Genomic DNA, 15,960 nt, shown 5'->3' on the forward strand with positions numbered 1-15,960 from the left:
GCGAACTGTTATCTTTTAGATACGATAGTGGCTCTCAGATGGCACTGGCTCTCATATAGCCCGCCTCGCCGTCATCCGCCGCCCTCACAGCTCAACGTCCGGTCAGGTCACCATGTCCACTCTTCGCTTCCCGCGTAAATCCGCATTGCTGCCCGTTTGCCTTGCCGCCAGCTTCGCTGGCTCGCCGCTCATGGCCCAGGAACAACTCGAAAGCCAATCTCAAGGGGGGGCAGCCGAGCCGGTCGAGTTGCAATCGGTGGAAATCACGGCCAGCGCCGACGCCTCCGCCGAAGGCCTGACCCAGCCCTATGCCGGTGAGCAGGTCGCACGCGGTGGGCGTGTAGGGATTCTGGGCAATCGCGACTACATGGAAACGCCGTTCACCTCGACCTCCTACACCTCGCAGCTGATTCACGACCAGCAAGCGCGCAGCGTGTCCGACGTACTGCAGAATGACCCATCGGTGCGGGTGGCGCGCGGCTTCGGCAACTTCCAGGAGCTGTACGTGGTACGCGGCTTCCCGGTGTACTCCGACGATATTTCCTACAACGGCCTCTACGGCCTGCTGCCGCGCCAGTATGTGGCCGCTGAATTCATCGAGCGTGTGGAAGTATTCCGCGGTGCCAACACGTTCCTCAACGGCGCAGCGCCGGGCGGCAGTGGCATCGGTGGGGCTATCAATATTCTGCCCAAGCGCGCGCCGAACGAGCCGCTGACCCGCCTGACGCTCGGTGCCGAAAATGGTGGTCAGGCAATGACCCATGCGGATATCGCCCGCCGCTTCGGCGAAGAGGAGCGCTTCGGCGTGCGTCTGAACGCCGCCAAGCGCGCTGGCGAGACCACGGTCGAGGATGAGGATCGTACTCTAGACATGTTCGCCTTAGGGCTCGACTACCAGGGCGACAATTTCCGCCTCTCCGGGGACATCGGCCACCAGTACCACTTCATCGACAATCCGCGTCCGAGCGTCACCCCGAGCGGCGGCATTCCCAGCGCGCCGGACGCCGACGACAACTTTGCCCAGCCGTGGACGTATTCCAAGGAAAAGCAGACCTTCGGCACCTTCCGCGCCGAATACGACTTCTCAGACGCGGTGACCGGCTGGCTCGCCGCCGGCGTGCGTGAGGGCGAGGAGAAGAACCGGTTGGCCAGCATGACCGCAGGCAGTTCGGGCGCTGGGACTTTTTACCGCTTCGACAACATTCGTGAGGAAGAGGTATTCACCAGCGAAGTGGGCCTGCGCGCCCGCGGTCGGACTGGCGACGTTTCACACGAGTGGGTGGTTTCAGCGGCAATGTTCGATCTGGAGGCCCGCAACGCCTACGGCATGTCGGGCAGCTACGCGGCGGATATATATCAGCCGTTCGCGGCCACCATGCCGGACACCGTCTGGGTTGGCGGCTCGATGTCAGACCCGAACGTCACCGAGCGTACCCACACCCAGAGTCTGGCCATCGCCGATACCTTGGGATTTATGGATGACCGTCTCCTCGTCACCCTCGGCGCGCGTCGTCAGGGCATCGAGGCCAAGAGCTACGACTACGACAGCGGTAATCGCCTGTCCTCCTACAATCGGTACAAAACCAGCCCGGTTGCCGGCGTGGTTTATCAGCTGACCGACGAGATTTCTGTCTACGCCAACTACATCGAAGGACTGGTCAAGGGCGATATCGCACCGGCAACTAGCGGGAGCGTCAGCATCATCAATGCCGGCGAAGCGCTCGAGCCTTACGTTTCGGAGCAGACCGAGGTAGGTATCAAGTACGACGGCGGCAATCTGGGTGGCAGCCTGGCGCTGTTCACCACTGAGCGGCCATTCAGCACAGTAGAGAACGGCGTGTTCACTGACGGCGGCGAGCAGCGCAATCGCGGCATCGAACTGTCCGTGTTCGGCGAGCCGACCTATGGCGTGCGCCTATTGGGCGGTGTGACCCTGCTCGATGCGGAGCTGACAAGCACCCAGGACGGTCTCAACGAAGGCAACCGTGCCATCGGCGTGCCACGCACCCAGGCAAATATTGGCGGCGAGTGGGACGTACCCGGCACCAATGGTCTGACCCTGACCAGCCGTGTCGTCTACACCAGCGGCCAGTACGCCGATACGGCCAACGATATGGAGGCGCCATCCTGGACCCGTCTGGACCTCGGCGCGCGCTACCGCATGGTCATCGACGAACGCGACGTAACCCTGCGTGCTCGCCTGGACAACGCCACCGGCCGTGATTACTGGGCCTCAGTGGGTGGCTATCCGAACGCCAATTACATGGTCCTCGGCGCCCCACGCACGCTCTCGGTCAGCGCCACGGTCGACTTCTGATGCAGGCAGTCGCTCTACGTCGGTGGGGCTGGGTCCACAAGTGGTCCAGCCTCATCTGCACGCTGTTCATCTTGATGCTTTGCCTGACCGGCTTGCCGCTGGTTTTTTCTCACGAGATCGAGCACCTCACCGGTAGCGAAATCGAAGCCCCGGCGATGCCCGACGGCACGCCGCGCGCTCCGGTCGACCGGGTTGCAGCACAGGCGGTGAAGGCCTACCCGGGCCTGGTGCCGCTGTACTTCTTCGCCGAGGAGGACGATCCGGATGTCTGGTACGTCAAGCTCGACACCCGCGTCGACACCGATGAAAGCCAGTCCACCTTGATCCTCTCCGATGCGCGCACGGCGGAGGTACTCGGCGCGCCAAAGTTCGACGAAGGCTTCATGAGTGTGATGTACCGCTTGCACGTCGACCTCTATGCGGGGCTGGCGGGCAAGCTGTTTCTCGGTTTCATGGGGCTGCTGCTGATGGTCGCGATCATCTCCGGCGTGGTGCTCTATGCACCCTTCATGCGCAAGCTGCGCTTTGGCGAAGTGCGCCAGGAACGCACGCCGCGCACGCGTTGGCTGGATCTGCACAACCTGCTCGGCATCGTCACGCTGGTATGGGCTTTGGCGGTCGGCTTCACCGGCGTGATCAATACCTGGGCAGATCTGATCTTTCAGGCCTGGCAGGCTGAACAGGTCAGCGCGCTGCAGGCCGGCGAAACGCGGGTACTGTTAGCCGCTGATGCCAGCAATGCACCCGCCGCAGACGGCTCGCTGCAGGTCGCCGTCGACCGCGTGCTCGCCGCTGTACCGGGCATGGCAGTGGCGATGATCGCCTACCCAGGGACGCTACGCGCCACGCCGGAGCATGTCGCAGTAATCCTGCGCGGCGACACGCCGCTGACCTCACGCCTGACCCAGGCACTGCTGGTCGACCCGGCCGATGGCGAAGTACTCGAAGCCGGCGCCCGCCCCTGGTACGTGACCGCACTGCAGCTGTCCGAACCGCTGCACTTCGGCGACTACGGTGGACTGCCGCTGAAGATCCTCTGGGGGCTGCTGGATATCCTCACCATCGTCGTGCTGGGCAGCGGCCTGTACCTGTGGCTCAAGCGCGGCGCGACAGAGGTGCGCTCATGATGCGCATCTGGTTGTGGCCGATACTGATTGGCGTGGTATCCACTTTCGGCCTGATTGCCGGGCTTGTCTCCGAAGGCGCCGGCGACTGGTTGAGCTGGCTGGCCCTGGCGGCGCCCGTCGCCATTGGCCTGCACGGCTTGTCACGCAGCGGCGCCCGTCCTCAGGCGCGTGGTGAACTCAGGACTGCAGTATCTCGGCGAGCTGGTCGAAGCTGAACGGCTTGGGTAGCGAGCATGCCGGCAGATTGCTGTCGATACGGCCTTCACCAGAGACGAATACCAGCCGCAGCCACGGCTGTATTGTCAGGGCTTCAGCGGCGAAATCGGGGCCCGAGCGGCCTGGCAGGTTGACGTCGAGCAGCAGCTGATCGAAACGCTGCTCATGCAGCGCCTGCGCGGCCAGTTCCGCATTCGGATAGCCGCAGGCGCGGTAGCCCAGCTCCTCGACCATTTCGCAGGTCAGGGCAAGCAGCTGGGGCTGATCCTCCACCACCATCACCCATGGTTGCGCCGCCACCGGCTCCTCACTGTGCTGCGCGCCCAGTAGCTGACGAACCTTGCGCGCCAGGTCTTCCTGGCGATAGGGCTTGCTCAGTAATTCCACGCCCGGATCGAGGCGCCCGCCATGGACGACGGCGTTGCGCGTGTAGCCCGAGGTGAACAGTACCGCGATGTTCGGCAGCAACAGGCGCGCCTGGCGCGCCAGTTCGGTGCTGCTCAACGACCCGGGCATGACCACGTCGGTGAACAGCAGGTCGATGGATAGGCCACTGTGCAGAATGCTCAAGGCACTTTGCGCATCATTGGCGCGCAGCACCGAATAGCCGAGACCGGTCAGCAGTTCGATCACCGTGGCCTGCACCGGCAGGTCGTCTTCCACTACCAGAATGGTTTCGCTGCCGCCGACCACCGGCCCGACAGTGGATGGCTGGGCCTGTACCTCGGGCTGCTCGGTGCGTGGCAGATAGAGCTTCACCGTGGTGCCGGCGCCCAACTCGCTGTACAGGCGTATATGCCCGCTGCTTTGCTTGGCGAAGCCATAGGCCATGCTCAGCCCCAGCCCGGTACCGTGACCCTCGGGCTTGGTGGTGAAGAACGGCTCGAAGGCCTGCTCGACGATCTCGGCAGGCATGCCGACGCCGGTGTCGGACACGGCCAGCAGCACGTATTGACCGGGCGCGACGTCGGCCTGGGTCTCGGCGTAATGCTCGTCGAGCATGGAGTTGCCGAGTTCCAGGGTCAGCTTGCCGCCTCCAGGCATGGCATCGCGGGCATTGATGGCCAGGTTCAATACCACCTGTTCGAGCTGGTTTGGATCGACCATCGTCGTCCATAACCCGCCCGCCACCACGGTTTCGATCTCGATACGCTCGCCCAAGGCCTGCCGCAGCAACTCGTCGAGATCACGCAGCAGTCGCCCTAGATTGGTTGGCTGCGGGCGCAGCGGTTGCCGCCGCGCGAAGGCCAGCAGCTGGCGCGCCAACTTGGCGCCGCGTTCGACGGCCGAACCGGCAGCATCGACCCGTTTGGCCGCGGTGCGGTTGTCTTCCACCAGCGGCTGCAGCAATTGCAGGTTGCCGGCAATCACCTGCAGTACGTTGTTGAAGTCGTGGGCCACGCCACCGGTGAGCTTGCCGATGGCTTCGAGCTTCTGCGACTGATACAGCGCCTGACGGCTCAGTTCCAGTTCCTGGGTGCGCTCCTCGACCAGCTCCTGCAGGCGCTCGCTGGAGCGTTGCAGTGCCTGCTGCGCCAACACCTGGGCGGTGACGTCATGACCCTGGCAGAAGATGCCGCTGATCTGTTCGTCCTCGCTGAAGACCGGCTGGAAGATGAAGTTCACATAGCGGCGCTCGGCCTTGCCACCAGCCTGGGGCCTGACGCGTACCGCGATGTCGCGGCCGATATAGGGCCGACCGGTGACGTAGACCTGTTGCAGCAGTTCGGAAAGGGCACGGCTCTCCAACTGCGGGAACGCCTTGAAGGCCGGCCGGCCGAGCAATTCGCGGGCACCGACCAGCTGGTGGAATGCGCGGTTGGCGATCTTCAGCTGATGTTGCGGGCCTTCGGTGATGGCGATGAAGCCGGGCGCCTGGTCGAACAGCCGCTGCAGGTGCGCGCGCTCCTCGCTGAGCTGATGCCCCTGCAACTCGCTGGCGCGGCGCTCGGCAACCAGGGCCGACACATCACGCACCGTCAGCGCCGCTCCCACCACCGCGCGATCCGCCGCGCAGACGGCCGCCACGACGATCTCCAGCGTTCGCGCACCGGCTGCGTCGTCGTGCTGCAGGGTCAGCGTCTCATCGCAGTCCTGCACGCGTGCCAAGGCCTGGGCCAGTTCGGCACTCCAGAACGGCAGAGCACTCGCGGGACGCCCCAGTACCTCGCCGCGCGGCAGGCCGAACAGTTCGGCGGCGCCGGCACTCCAGTAGAGCACCGCGCCCGCGTGGTCGAGGCCGACAATGGCGTCGCGAGCCGCGTCGATGAAGTGATGCAGATAGAGTTCGGCCGCCGGCAGTGGCCGTCTGCTCGTGTGCGTGCCATCGACCGTAACGTTGGCCCGCGCCAGGGTCGTGCGCAGGCGCATCCGCCGGCGTACGCTCGCCAGCGCCTCGTCGAGTTGCTGCAGCGGCTTGGCACCGAGGGTGACGATGGACCAGTAAGGCCCCAGCAAAGGTGCCGGGCCCAGTTCACGATGCAGCGCGTCGACATCCGCCTCTTGGCAGAGAAACAGCAGCTGCGTGGCCTTCCAACGGCTGCGCAACTGCCGCGCCAGCGCCACCGGACGCGGCAGCCCCGGCGCCAATAGTGCCAGCGCGGGTTGGTCGTCTTCGGGCGGCAACGCGCTCATATCGAGGCAGCGCAAGTGCAGCCCTTGCGCCACAGCCCAACTGCTTATTCGCTCGCGCAAAGAGGTGTCGTCGCCCGCCTCCAGCAGGGCGATGCGATCGAGCAGCAGTTCACTCATAGCAGCGGCAACCCCAGCAGGCTGCGACCTGTCCAGAGTTTGAGCAGGCCGGTAGTAGGGGTCATCACATGGCTGGCACGGGCGTCGCGCAGCAACCGCGCCGCGCGGCTGTTCTCGCGATACGCCGCGCCGCCGCAAAGGGTCATCGCCTCGTTTGCCAAGCGCACCGCGGTTTCTGCCGCATCCGCCTTGCAGGCCAGAATGAAGGGCAACGCCTCGGGATGCGCGGCATCGCCGCGGCGTGCGGCTTCACGCACCAGCGCGCGGGTCTTGACCAGATCGGTCCAGAGTTCGCCGTAGCGAATCTGCAGGCTTTCCACATCCCGCAAGGCCTCGCCGGAATGGCTGTAGCGCCGCGAGCGCAGCTGCAGGCTGGCTTCGTCCAGCGCCGCCTGAGCGACCCCAAGGTAAGTGCCGGCCATGGCCATGAGGAAGAACGGCGCGACCACCTCGAATACATACCAGACCTGATCACCCGGCTCGCCGAGCAGGTTGCGCGCAGGCACCCGGACCTGATCCAGGCGTAGCGGTCGCGAGGAGTTGCCGCGCATGCCGAAGCCGGCCCAGGCATCGAGCCATTGCATGCCGTCGCTGCCCTTGTCGACGATCAGGCAGCTGAAATCCCCGGCTTCGGCGCCCGCGGCCACGGTAGAAACAACGTAGGAGTCGGCGTACCCGCCATTGGTGACGAACTGCTTGGTGCCGTCGACCACGAAATCTTCACCATCGGCATCCAGACGAGTTTCCGGCAGGTAGAAATGCGCGCCGGTGCCCTGCTCGGACAATGCCAGGGTGGTGATATGACGACCCTGAGCGATCTCCCGCAGGTAGTGTTCGCGCTGATGATCGGTGGCCTTGGCGGCGATCACCGCGGTGGCCACGCAATGCATGCCGTAGCACAACGCCGACGATGGGCAGGCGCGAGCGATCGTCTCGGTGAGTACGCACAAGCCCAGCAGCCCCTGTCCAAAGCCACCCAATTCGCTCGGCACCTGCAGACCAAGCAGACCGGCGTCGGCGAAGGCTCGCATCGAATGGGCGGGCCAGCGGCATTCAGCGTCAACCTCGGCAGCCAGCGGCGCGATGACGGTTTCGGCCAGATCGGTGGCGACGCGCTGCAATTCTACGAGCTGAACGGGAAGCAAATGGTCCATGAAACTTCCTCGAATCAAGGGAGGCCGGCATCCGCCAGGGTGGATATCAGACCGTAGAGGTCAGGTATTGTTCTGACCTGCATCTCGCGGGAGCGTTGTGCAATAACGGTGGTCATACTCGCATGACTTCAATGACCAGGGGCAATCGGCCCACACTGCTTCGCCTCGGTTTCGCCCTGCTGGTCGGTGCGATGCTGACGGCTGGTGCGCGAGCCGAGACAGACAATATGCACATCCTCATCGGCAGCTACACGCACGACAGTGACAGCCCGGGCGTGCTGCGCCTGCGCTTCGATGCCGCGACCGGGCAGATCGACCCAACACCTCTACAGACACTCGCCAGTGACAACCCGTCCTGGCTGGTGCTGGATAAAGAACGTGGGCGCCTCTATGCCACCAACGAGAACGGCCCGGCCCACGATGACCCGGTCGGCCGCGTCAGCGCCTGGCAACTCGATGCTGCCAGCGAACATAAGCCAATCGGGCAGAGCATCAGTCTAGGCGACGAGCCGACCCATGCCAGCCTGAGCCATGACGGTCGCTACCTGTTCATCAGCAACTACGGCTCGCGACCAAACCCGGGCGGCAGCCTGGCCGTGATGCCACTGGCCGAGGATGGCCGCCCCTTGCCGGTCACACAGATCGCTGCACATCCATCGAGCGGCGTGCATCCCGAACGCCAGCAGTCGGCCCATGTGCATTCCGCCGTGCCGAGCCCGGACGGCCAGCGCCTGCTGGTCAGTGACCTGGGCGCCGACCGGGTGTTCATCTACCGCTACGACCCGAGCAATGCCGAACGCCCGCTGCAGCCCGACGAGCCCGCCAGTGTCGAGCTGCCAGCCGGCAGCGGCCCACGCCACCTGGTATTCCACCCGAGCGGCAAGCACGCCTACCTCGCCCTCGAACTGAGCGCGCAGGTTGCCAGCTTCGACTACACCGATGGCAAGCTGACCCGCCGGCAACTGCTGGACCTGAAAGAAACCGGCAGCGATGTGCGCCATTCGCCAGGTGCGATCCATACCTCTGCCGACGGTCGTTTCCTCTATGTCAGCGACCGCGGCGACTACAACCACATCATCGTCTTCACCATCGACAACGATGGCGCGCTGCGAGAAATCCAGCGCCGCCCGAGCGAAGGCCGCGAGCCTCGGGAGTTCGCCATCACCCCCGGACGGGCGCTTCATGCTGATCGCCAATCAGCTGAGCGATAGCCTGGTGGTGCTCCGCCGTGACCCGGACAGCGGAAAACTCGGCAAGACCCTGCAGACGCTGCCGGTGGGGCGACCCTCGGATATCAAGTTTCTGCCCCGAACTGAGCGGAGCAAGTCAGGACAATAGGCTGACCACCGCGAAACGGCTGATGTTGGCCTGAGCGACTACCGTCTGGGTGACCGCGGCGTAGCTGGACGGGCTGCGTTGCATCAGGTTGAAGACTGAGTGTGAAAAATCCTTCGCCCATTGCTGCTCATCGACATCGGCCTGTTGCGCCAGGAATTCGCGGATCTCGCGCTGACGCTGACCAAGCTGCTCACGCAGCGCGCCGACCTTCTCCAGCCCGGCCACCACGGTATCGAGCATGCGCCGCAGTTCACGCAGCGAATCCAGCGCCGGTTCTTCGGGGAGCTTCAGCAACTGCTCTTCATTGCTCTGTACACGCTGGAAGCGGCCCTTGGCGAAGAGTTTGTCCTCGCCCTGCACCGCCAGCTGGCCCTTTAGCTGCTGCCAATCGCTTTCCCGCGCCGAGAACCTGAGCCGGCCACTGTCATCAAGTTCGGCGCGGATACCGGACTGTCCGAGGCTGCCATTGAAGCGGCGCAGGATCTGTTCATCGTTCATGTCATCGTCGAACACCACCGCCACCGGCTCGGCCAGCTGGCGGCCGCCGCTGAACAGCAACGTCTCGCGCCCGGACTGGCGGATGGCCTCGAGCGATTCCAGGCCCTGCAGGCTGAAGCGGCTGCGCACCGGCTCGCTCAGGCGCAGCTTCAGCGTCGCATCCAGCGAGTTGGCCGAACGCTTGCTGCGCTCACGCAACAGCTGCTCCACTTCCTGCATGGCATGCCGAATCGCATCCGGCCCGGTATTCGAGGTCGGCGAGCTGATTTCACGACTGAGGCTGAGCTTGAGCTGGGAAAGCTTGCCGTGCAGGTCATTCAGGTAGCTTTCCGCCGACTGCATGGAAGACAGCTGCTGATTGAGCTGCAGGCTGAAGCTGGTGCTCTTCTTGTTGGCGGTTTCCGCATGCGCGGCATCACCCTGCACCGGCAGCCGTCGCGGCGGCGTGGGTACGTCCGGAAGCAGAGCTTGCCGCCGCTCATGGGGGTTGATGGCGGAAACGGCGGGAAGCGGCTTGCCAATCTTCATTCAAGCGTTCCTCGCTTAGAGCATGCCGAACAGCGATAGGCCATTGATCTTCAGATAGGTCTTCTGGGTGGCCTGCAGGGACAGCTGGTAGTTGTTCAGGTCGATACTGGCGCCGGCATAGTCCAGACGCGACAGCTCGCCGTCGATCTTCTGATTCACCAACGAGACGTCCTCATTGCTGCTGCTGAGCAGCGTCAGAGTGTTCTGCCGCCCGCCGAGGTCAGTCACTGCACCGAGCAGCCGGACATGGGTGGCGTCCAGGTTGTCCATGGCCGCTGTGATCTGCGCACGCACGGCCGGGTCGGTGGAATCCAGCGCCGGATCCTTGAGAACCTGCACCAGGGCGCGCAGCTCGTTGAGCATGCCGACGTCAGCGCCGAAGATCTGCGCAGCGGTGACGTTCTCCTCCACCAGCACGCCGTTGGCCACTGCCGCCTGGCGATGCTGGTCGTTGCCCTGTAGTACGTAGGCACCGCCGACCAGAGCGACGGCCGGCTGATTGGAACGGGTGCCGGCGAACAGGTAGCGGCCTTCCTCGTCACGCACGTTGGCGAAGCTCAGCACGGTGCCTTCCAGCGACTCCAGCTCATTGGCGATGGCCGACAGGTCTGCATCGGTGTTGCTGCCATTGGCCGCCCACAGCAGCAGATCGCGGATGCTCAGCATGCTGTCCGAGGCTGCCTTGAGGTTCGCCTCCTGCTTGGACAGGTTGCCGGAAACGTTGGCGATGTTGGTGCGGTACTGCGTCAGGCTGGCTTCCTCGCGCTGGATACGCAGCACACGGACCGCGGAGATCGGGTCATCGGACGGCACCAGCATGCGCTCGCCGCTGGCCATCTGCTGCATCAGCTTGCCGAGCTTCTCCGAACTGTTGTTCAGCGAGCCGTGCATCATTGCGGTGATCTGGGCATTGGAAATGCGCATGTGTCTTTCTCGTCAGTCGGGTCGAGCGGGTGCCGCTCAGAACATGGCCAGCACGGCCCTGAACAAATCGTTGGAAGTACTGATGACTTTCATATTGGCCTGGTAGGCCTGCTCATAGGCCATGAGGTTGACCGCCTCTTCATCCAGATTGACCGCACTGACGCTGTCGCGCTGGGCCTGCGCCTGCTCGGCGACGACCGCGGCGGCTGCCAGGTCGGCCTTGTTCTGCCGGCTGGCGCTGCCGACGCGGCCGACCAGCCCGGCATAGGCGTCGTTGAGCGGAACATCGCTGCCGGCCACGTTAACCTTGGCCGACTTTAGCTCCAGCAGCGCCAGCAGATTCTCGTTGTTGCCGACTTCGCCGGTGCCAGTCTGGCCAGCGGAGGAAAACGCCAGCTGTTCCGGGGTCAGAGCGGTCACCGCGAGCATGCCGCTGGTGCTGCCAGGTGTGTAGACGAACAGCGGCTGGCCCGGGTTGCCGGCCAGGTCGAAGCCGCCGGCCAGGGTGTCGTTGACGCTCTGCGCCAGGGCAGCAGCCATATCGTGCAGGTCCGCCTGGGCCGGGCGTAGCGCGCCGTACTCCATGTCGTAGAGCGCACCGAGCGAGCCGCCAAGGCCCTGCTGCACCAGCGGGAAGGTGGTCTTGGCGAATACCAGGGTCAGTTCCTGCTCGCCGGCCAAGTTTTGCTCCACCCGCAGCTGACCGGCCGTGGAGCCCGCAACCAGAGGCTGGCCGTTGGCCAGGGAAACCGTCAGCGTGCCATCGGCGACTTCCTGCACGCGGATTCCGGCGTACTGGCTGAGGTCCTTGATCAGGTTCTCGCGGTAGTCGCGCAGCGTGGCGGTATCCCGCCCGGCCGACTCCATCTTGAGGATCTCGGCATTCAGTTCGGCAATGTTGCCAGACAGCCCGTTGATCTCGCTGACCATTGCCACGCGCTGGCCCTGCAGCGCATTGAGCTGCGTGCCGATGTTGCCGTTCAGGCCGTTGAAGCGCTGCGCCAGTTGCTTGGCCTCGCCGATGATCTGCTGACGCAGGGCGATGGATTCGGGCGTCGAGCTGGCTTCGCTGAGCGCGGCGAAGAAGTTGTCCAGGCCAACGCTGACACTGGACCCTTCGCTATGGATCAGGCCTTCCAGCGCCGACAGGTACTGCTGGCTGGTGCCGTAGTAGTTTTTGTCGGTGCTGGCGCGCCAGAGCTGCTGATTCTGGAAATCGTTGGACAGCCGGCGGATGCTGCTGACCTGCACGCCGCCGCCGATGCTGGTGGCAGTCTGGCCACCGACCGAGTGCATCTCCGGCGCCAGGCGGCTGAAACCGGGCGTGTTGACGTTGGCGATGTTCTGCCCGGTCGCGGTAAGGGCGATCTGGGAGGCACGTACACCGCTGTAGCCAATCTGACTCAAGATGCTCACGACAGGACTTCCTTCGACTCGATCCGGATCGGTTGCGCGAACGCCACCGATAGATGGCGGGCGACAACCGGCTGCTGCCTATCCAAGGCGACTGCAGCGGGCGTGTTATTAAGCGACGCGGATGTCAGCTGCTCGGCGCTGACGCTCGTGCCCTGAGTCATCGCCAGCGTTTGCGCCTGATTCAGGCGCTCAGATGCCGCCAGACTGACCTGCACGACCTGCGGCCAGCGCGCCTGTTGTGACGGCAGCGCGGCCTGTGGCGCGCGCTCCTGGCTGTTGGCAGCCTGCAGATCCTTGAGGATGTTGCGCGTGTAGTTGCGGGTTTCCTGGTACGGAATCTTCTGTATCCAGCTGGCCGCATCGATTTCGCCACGGCGCGGATCGCCATGGCTCTTCAGCCACTCGTCGACCTTGCCAGGGCCGGCGTTGTAGGCCGCCAGCGCCAGTGCCTGGTGGCCGTCGTAGCGATCGAGCATCTTGTTCAGGTACGCGCTGCCGAGGCGCTTGTTGTACTCGGCATCGCTGGTCAGGCGCGCTTCGTCGAACGGCAGGCCGAGTTCGGCAGCCATGTCGCGGGCGGTGCCAGGCATCAACTGCATCAGCCCGCGCGCGCCCTTGGGCGAAACGGCGGCGACGTTGCCGCTGGATTCGTGCTTGATGACGCTATCCACCAGCGCGCGGAAGCCCGCCTTGCCCGCCGCCCAGGCGTTGTCCAGCGCATCGACGCCGCGCTGCCAGGTACCACGCAGCGCATGCTGGCCGCCCTGCCCGGCACTGGCCAGACCGAGCGCGGCAGGCGCCGGCGCGGTGCCGCCCAGCCCACCGGAGAGCTGCTGCACCAGCATGTCGGCAATCCCGGTTTGACGCTTGCCGGCCAGGGTCTCGGCGAGCACCTCGTCGTAGAAGTCGCGCATGGTGTCCAGCTCGCGACTGCGCATCGGGTTGCCGGCTGAAAGCACGTCGCCGGCCTTGCGCATCTGCTTGAGGATCTGCTGCAGGAACATGGCCTCGAACTGCTCGGAAACCATCTCCAGCTGCTGCCTGCGCGCGGCGCTCGGACCGTCGTGGCGCGCGCGCATGGCATTGAGGTGTTGCGGTAGGGAAACGATGCTCATGGTCGGCCTTACATCACGATCAGTTCGGCGTTCAGCGCGCCGGCGCGTTCCAGCGACTGGAGGATGCTCATCACATCATCCGGGGTCGCGCCCAGGCTGTTGATGGTGCTGATGATGCTTTCCAGGCTGGCGCCTTCGGGCCACTTGAACATGGCGTTGCGCTCCTGCTCGACGGCGACGTCCGATTGCGGCACCACCGCGGTCTGACCCTGGGAGAAGGGCCCCGGCTGGCTGACCTGGGGCCGCTCGCTGATGGTGACGGTGAGCGAACCATGGGCGACCGCGGCGGCCTTCACTCGCACGCCCTCGCCGACCACCACGGTGCCGGTGCGGCTGTTGAACACCACCTTCGGCCGCACGCGGCCTTCTTCAACGTCCAGGCGTTCGAGCATGGCCATGAAACTCATGCGCTGGGTGCTGGTGACCGGTGCACGAATCGAGATCTTGGTGGCATTGAGCGCGGTGGCGGTGCCCTTGCCGAAGTAGGCATCGACCGCATCGACCACGCGGGTGACGGTCTGGAAGCTCGGCTGGCGCACATTGAGCATCACGTCCGGGCGCTCGGTGAAATCGGTGGGAATCATCCGCTCCACCGTCGCGCCGTTGGGGATCAGCCCGCTGTTGGAGGTATTGATCGCCACCTTGGAACCACTGGCACCCTCGGCATTCACCCCGCCGACCACCAGCGCGCCCTGGGCCACGGCATAGACCTCGCCGTCGACACCCTGCAGCGGGGTCATCAGCAGCTGGCCGCCGCGCAGGCTCTTGGCGTCGCCCAGCGAGGACACGGTGACATCGACGCTCTGCCCCGGGCTGTAGGACGGCGGCACCGTTGCGGTTACGGTCACCGCGGCGACGTTCTTCAGCTTCGGGTCGACGTTGGCCGGCAGGTTGATGCCGAACTGCTTGATCATGTTGGTCACCGAGTGGCTGGTGAACTTCACCTGATTCTTGTCACCGGTGCCATCAAGGCCGACCACCAGACCGTAGCCGATCAGCTGGTTGCCGCGGATACCCTCGATATCCACCAGGTCCATCAGCGGTACGGCCTGTGCCGGCAATTGCCAGCACAGCGCAACGGCGGCGAAAAACAGCTTCACGGATTGCATGGGTCAGCTCGCTTAAAGAGGGAACAGCGGCGACGCGAAGAATCGCGTCAGCCAGCCAGCCGAGTTGCTGTCGTTGAGCACACCGCGGCCCGCGTAGGAAATCTTGGCATTGGCCACGCTTTGCGAGGACACCTGGTTGTAGCGGTTGATGTCGTCGATGCGCACCAGGCCGGTCAGGCGGATGTACTCGTCGCCCTGATTCAGGCGCAGGGCCTTTTCGCCCTTGATCAGCAGCGTCCCGTTCGGCAGCACGCGGTGCACGCTGACGGCGATGGAGCCGCGCAGGGTGTTCTGCTGTGAACTCTTGGCCGAGCCCTTGAAGTCGCGCTCGCCAGAGGCCGAGGTTTCCACGTTCGGGTAGGTCTTGCCCAGAACGGTGGGCACGCCGATGCCGACGCTCGATTCCTTGCCGAAGCTGGTACCGGCGCTCTTGCTCGACTGGGTGGACTCGTCCAGCACCACGGTGAGGATGTCGCCGACCCGCACCGCACGCCTGTCGCTGACCAGCGAGCCGCCGTAGCCGGAGCGGAACAGGCCGCCGCCGGTGGTCGGTGGCAGGCTGTAGTCGAGTTCCAGCGGCTCGTATTCGCTGGAATCCTCGTCGGGCAGCAGCTCGTCGAAACTGGCGCAGCCGCCGAGCAGCAGAAGGGCGAACAGGAGGGCGATCGGCTTCATCGGCATCACACGGTCTGGTTGAGGAACTGCTGCATGCCGCTGGCAGCGTCGAGGACCTTGGCATTGGCCTCGTAGGCACGCTGGATGGCGATCATCGCCACCATTGCTTCCACCACCTGCACGTTGGAGCCTTCCAGCACGCCTTGCTTGAGCTGGCCAAGGCCTTCCTCGCCCGGCACGCCCTCCACCGGCTCGCCACTGGCGACGGTTTCGCGATAGAGGTTGCCGCCCAGCGCTTCCAGTCCACCCGGGTTGGTGAAGTTGACCAGGGTGATCTGCCCCAGCTCGGATGGCAGGTTGTCGCCGGCCAGCACCGCAGTAACGATGCCATCGCTGCCGACGGTGAAGCCGGTGCTGCCTTCGGGCACTTCGATCGCCGGGTTCAGCGGCAGGCCCTGGGCGTTGACCATCATGCCTTCGGCGTTGAGCTGGAACTGGCCGTTCTCGGTGTAGAAGATGTCGCCGTTGGGCGACTCGACCTGAAAGAAGCCGCGCCCGACGATGGCCAGATCCATCGGCTGCCCGGTGGTCTGGATGCTGCCTTCGGTGAACACCTTCTGCGTGCCGGCGACGCGCACGCCGCTGCCCAGCTGGATGCCGGAGGGCACGGTGTTGATTTCGTCGGCCTGGGCGCCCGGCTGCTTCTCGATGACGTAGAACAGGTCTTCGAAGACTGCGCGATCACTCTTGAAGCCGTTGGTGTTGACGTTGGCCAGGTTGTTGGCGACGGTGGCCATGGCCTTGTCCTGAGCGGCCAGGCCGGTCTTGCTGACCCAAAGTGCGGAATTCATG

At 64.7% G+C, this 15,960-nt stretch carries 12 protein-coding genes and 1 pseudogene; 4 read left to right on the forward strand and 9 right to left on the reverse strand.

The features are described 5' to 3' along the window. Positions 1-112: 112 nt before the first annotated feature. From SM130_RS21025 to SM130_RS21035, 3 genes are read left to right on the forward strand one after another with little or no spacing between them, the layout of a single operon-like run. Complete coding sequence (locus SM130_RS21025; protein WP_102826620.1) at positions 113-2,317, forward strand: TonB-dependent receptor; 2,205 nt, start codon at positions 113-115, stop codon at positions 2,315-2,317. Then, complete coding sequence (locus tag SM130_RS21030; protein ID WP_102826619.1) at positions 2,317-3,444, forward strand: PepSY-associated TM helix domain-containing protein; 1,128 nt, start codon at positions 2,317-2,319, stop codon at positions 3,442-3,444. Before SM130_RS21025 ends, SM130_RS21030 begins: the two co-directional genes overlap by 1 nt. Beyond that, positions 3,441-3,659, forward strand: coding sequence for a hypothetical protein (locus SM130_RS21035; RefSeq protein WP_102826618.1), 219 nt, complete (start codon positions 3,441-3,443; stop codon positions 3,657-3,659). The genes SM130_RS21030 and SM130_RS21035 overlap by 4 nt, the downstream gene beginning before the upstream one ends. Here SM130_RS21035 and SM130_RS21040 read toward each other — a convergent pair. Beyond that, entirely contained in the window at positions 3,622-6,411 is a 2,790-nt protein-coding gene (locus SM130_RS21040) for a response regulator (protein WP_102826617.1), read from the reverse strand. The genes SM130_RS21035 and SM130_RS21040 overlap by 38 nt on opposite strands. Then, positions 6,408-7,565, reverse strand: coding sequence for an acyl-CoA dehydrogenase family protein (locus tag SM130_RS21045; protein WP_102826616.1), 1,158 nt, complete (start codon positions 7,563-7,565; stop codon positions 6,408-6,410). Before SM130_RS21045 ends, SM130_RS21040 begins: the two co-directional genes overlap by 4 nt. 122 nt (positions 7,566-7,687) lie before the next feature. Here SM130_RS21045 and SM130_RS21050 point away from each other — a divergent pair. Beyond that, positions 7,688-8,903, forward strand: a pseudogene (locus SM130_RS21050) (lactonase family protein). On the opposite strand, the gene SM130_RS21055 reads toward SM130_RS21050, so the two are convergent. The 7 genes from SM130_RS21055 to flgG are packed head-to-tail and all read right to left on the reverse strand — an operon-like array spanning position 8,892 to position 15,959. Further along, on the reverse strand, positions 8,892-9,929 hold the full coding sequence (locus tag SM130_RS21055; protein WP_102826615.1) for a hypothetical protein: 1,038 nt from the start codon (positions 9,927-9,929) through the stop codon (positions 8,892-8,894). The pseudogene SM130_RS21050 and the gene SM130_RS21055 sit on opposite strands and share 12 nt — an antisense overlap. Before the next feature lie 15 nt (positions 9,930-9,944). Further along, on the reverse strand, positions 9,945-10,853 hold the full coding sequence (flgL, locus tag SM130_RS21060; protein ID WP_102826614.1) for a flagellar hook-associated protein FlgL: 909 nt from the start codon (positions 10,851-10,853) through the stop codon (positions 9,945-9,947). A gap of 36 nt (positions 10,854-10,889) precedes the next feature. After that, complete coding sequence (gene flgK, locus SM130_RS21065; protein WP_102826613.1) at positions 10,890-12,269, reverse strand: flagellar hook-associated protein FlgK; 1,380 nt, start codon at positions 12,267-12,269, stop codon at positions 10,890-10,892. Continuing rightward, positions 12,266-13,384 (reverse strand): transglycosylase SLT domain-containing protein, encoded by a 1,119-nt coding sequence (locus SM130_RS21070; RefSeq protein ID WP_102826612.1) that lies wholly within the window; start codon positions 13,382-13,384, stop codon positions 12,266-12,268. Before SM130_RS21070 ends, flgK begins: the two co-directional genes overlap by 4 nt. A gap of 8 nt (positions 13,385-13,392) precedes the next feature. Then, the gene (locus SM130_RS21075) at positions 13,393-14,493 is read right to left on the reverse strand and encodes a flagellar basal body P-ring protein FlgI (RefSeq protein ID WP_102826611.1); all 1,101 of its coding nucleotides are present in this window, start codon (positions 14,491-14,493) and stop codon (positions 13,393-13,395) included. A 12-nt stretch (positions 14,494-14,505) separates the two neighbouring features. Then, positions 14,506-15,174 carry a flagellar basal body L-ring protein FlgH gene (gene flgH, locus SM130_RS21080; RefSeq protein WP_102826610.1) on the reverse strand — a complete coding sequence of 223 codons (669 nt, stop codon included), beginning with the start codon at positions 15,172-15,174 and terminating at the stop codon, positions 14,506-14,508. Continuing rightward, a complete protein-coding gene (gene flgG / locus SM130_RS21085) occupies positions 15,174-15,959 on the reverse strand; it encodes a flagellar basal-body rod protein FlgG (RefSeq protein WP_058063393.1) in 786 nt (261 codons plus the stop codon). The genes flgH and flgG overlap by 1 nt, the downstream gene beginning before the upstream one ends. Position 15,960: the final 1 nt, after the last annotated feature.

Source organism: Stutzerimonas stutzeri, from assembly GCF_038561965.1.
Classification (GTDB): domain Bacteria; phylum Pseudomonadota; class Gammaproteobacteria; order Pseudomonadales; family Pseudomonadaceae; genus Stutzerimonas; species Stutzerimonas stutzeri_AA.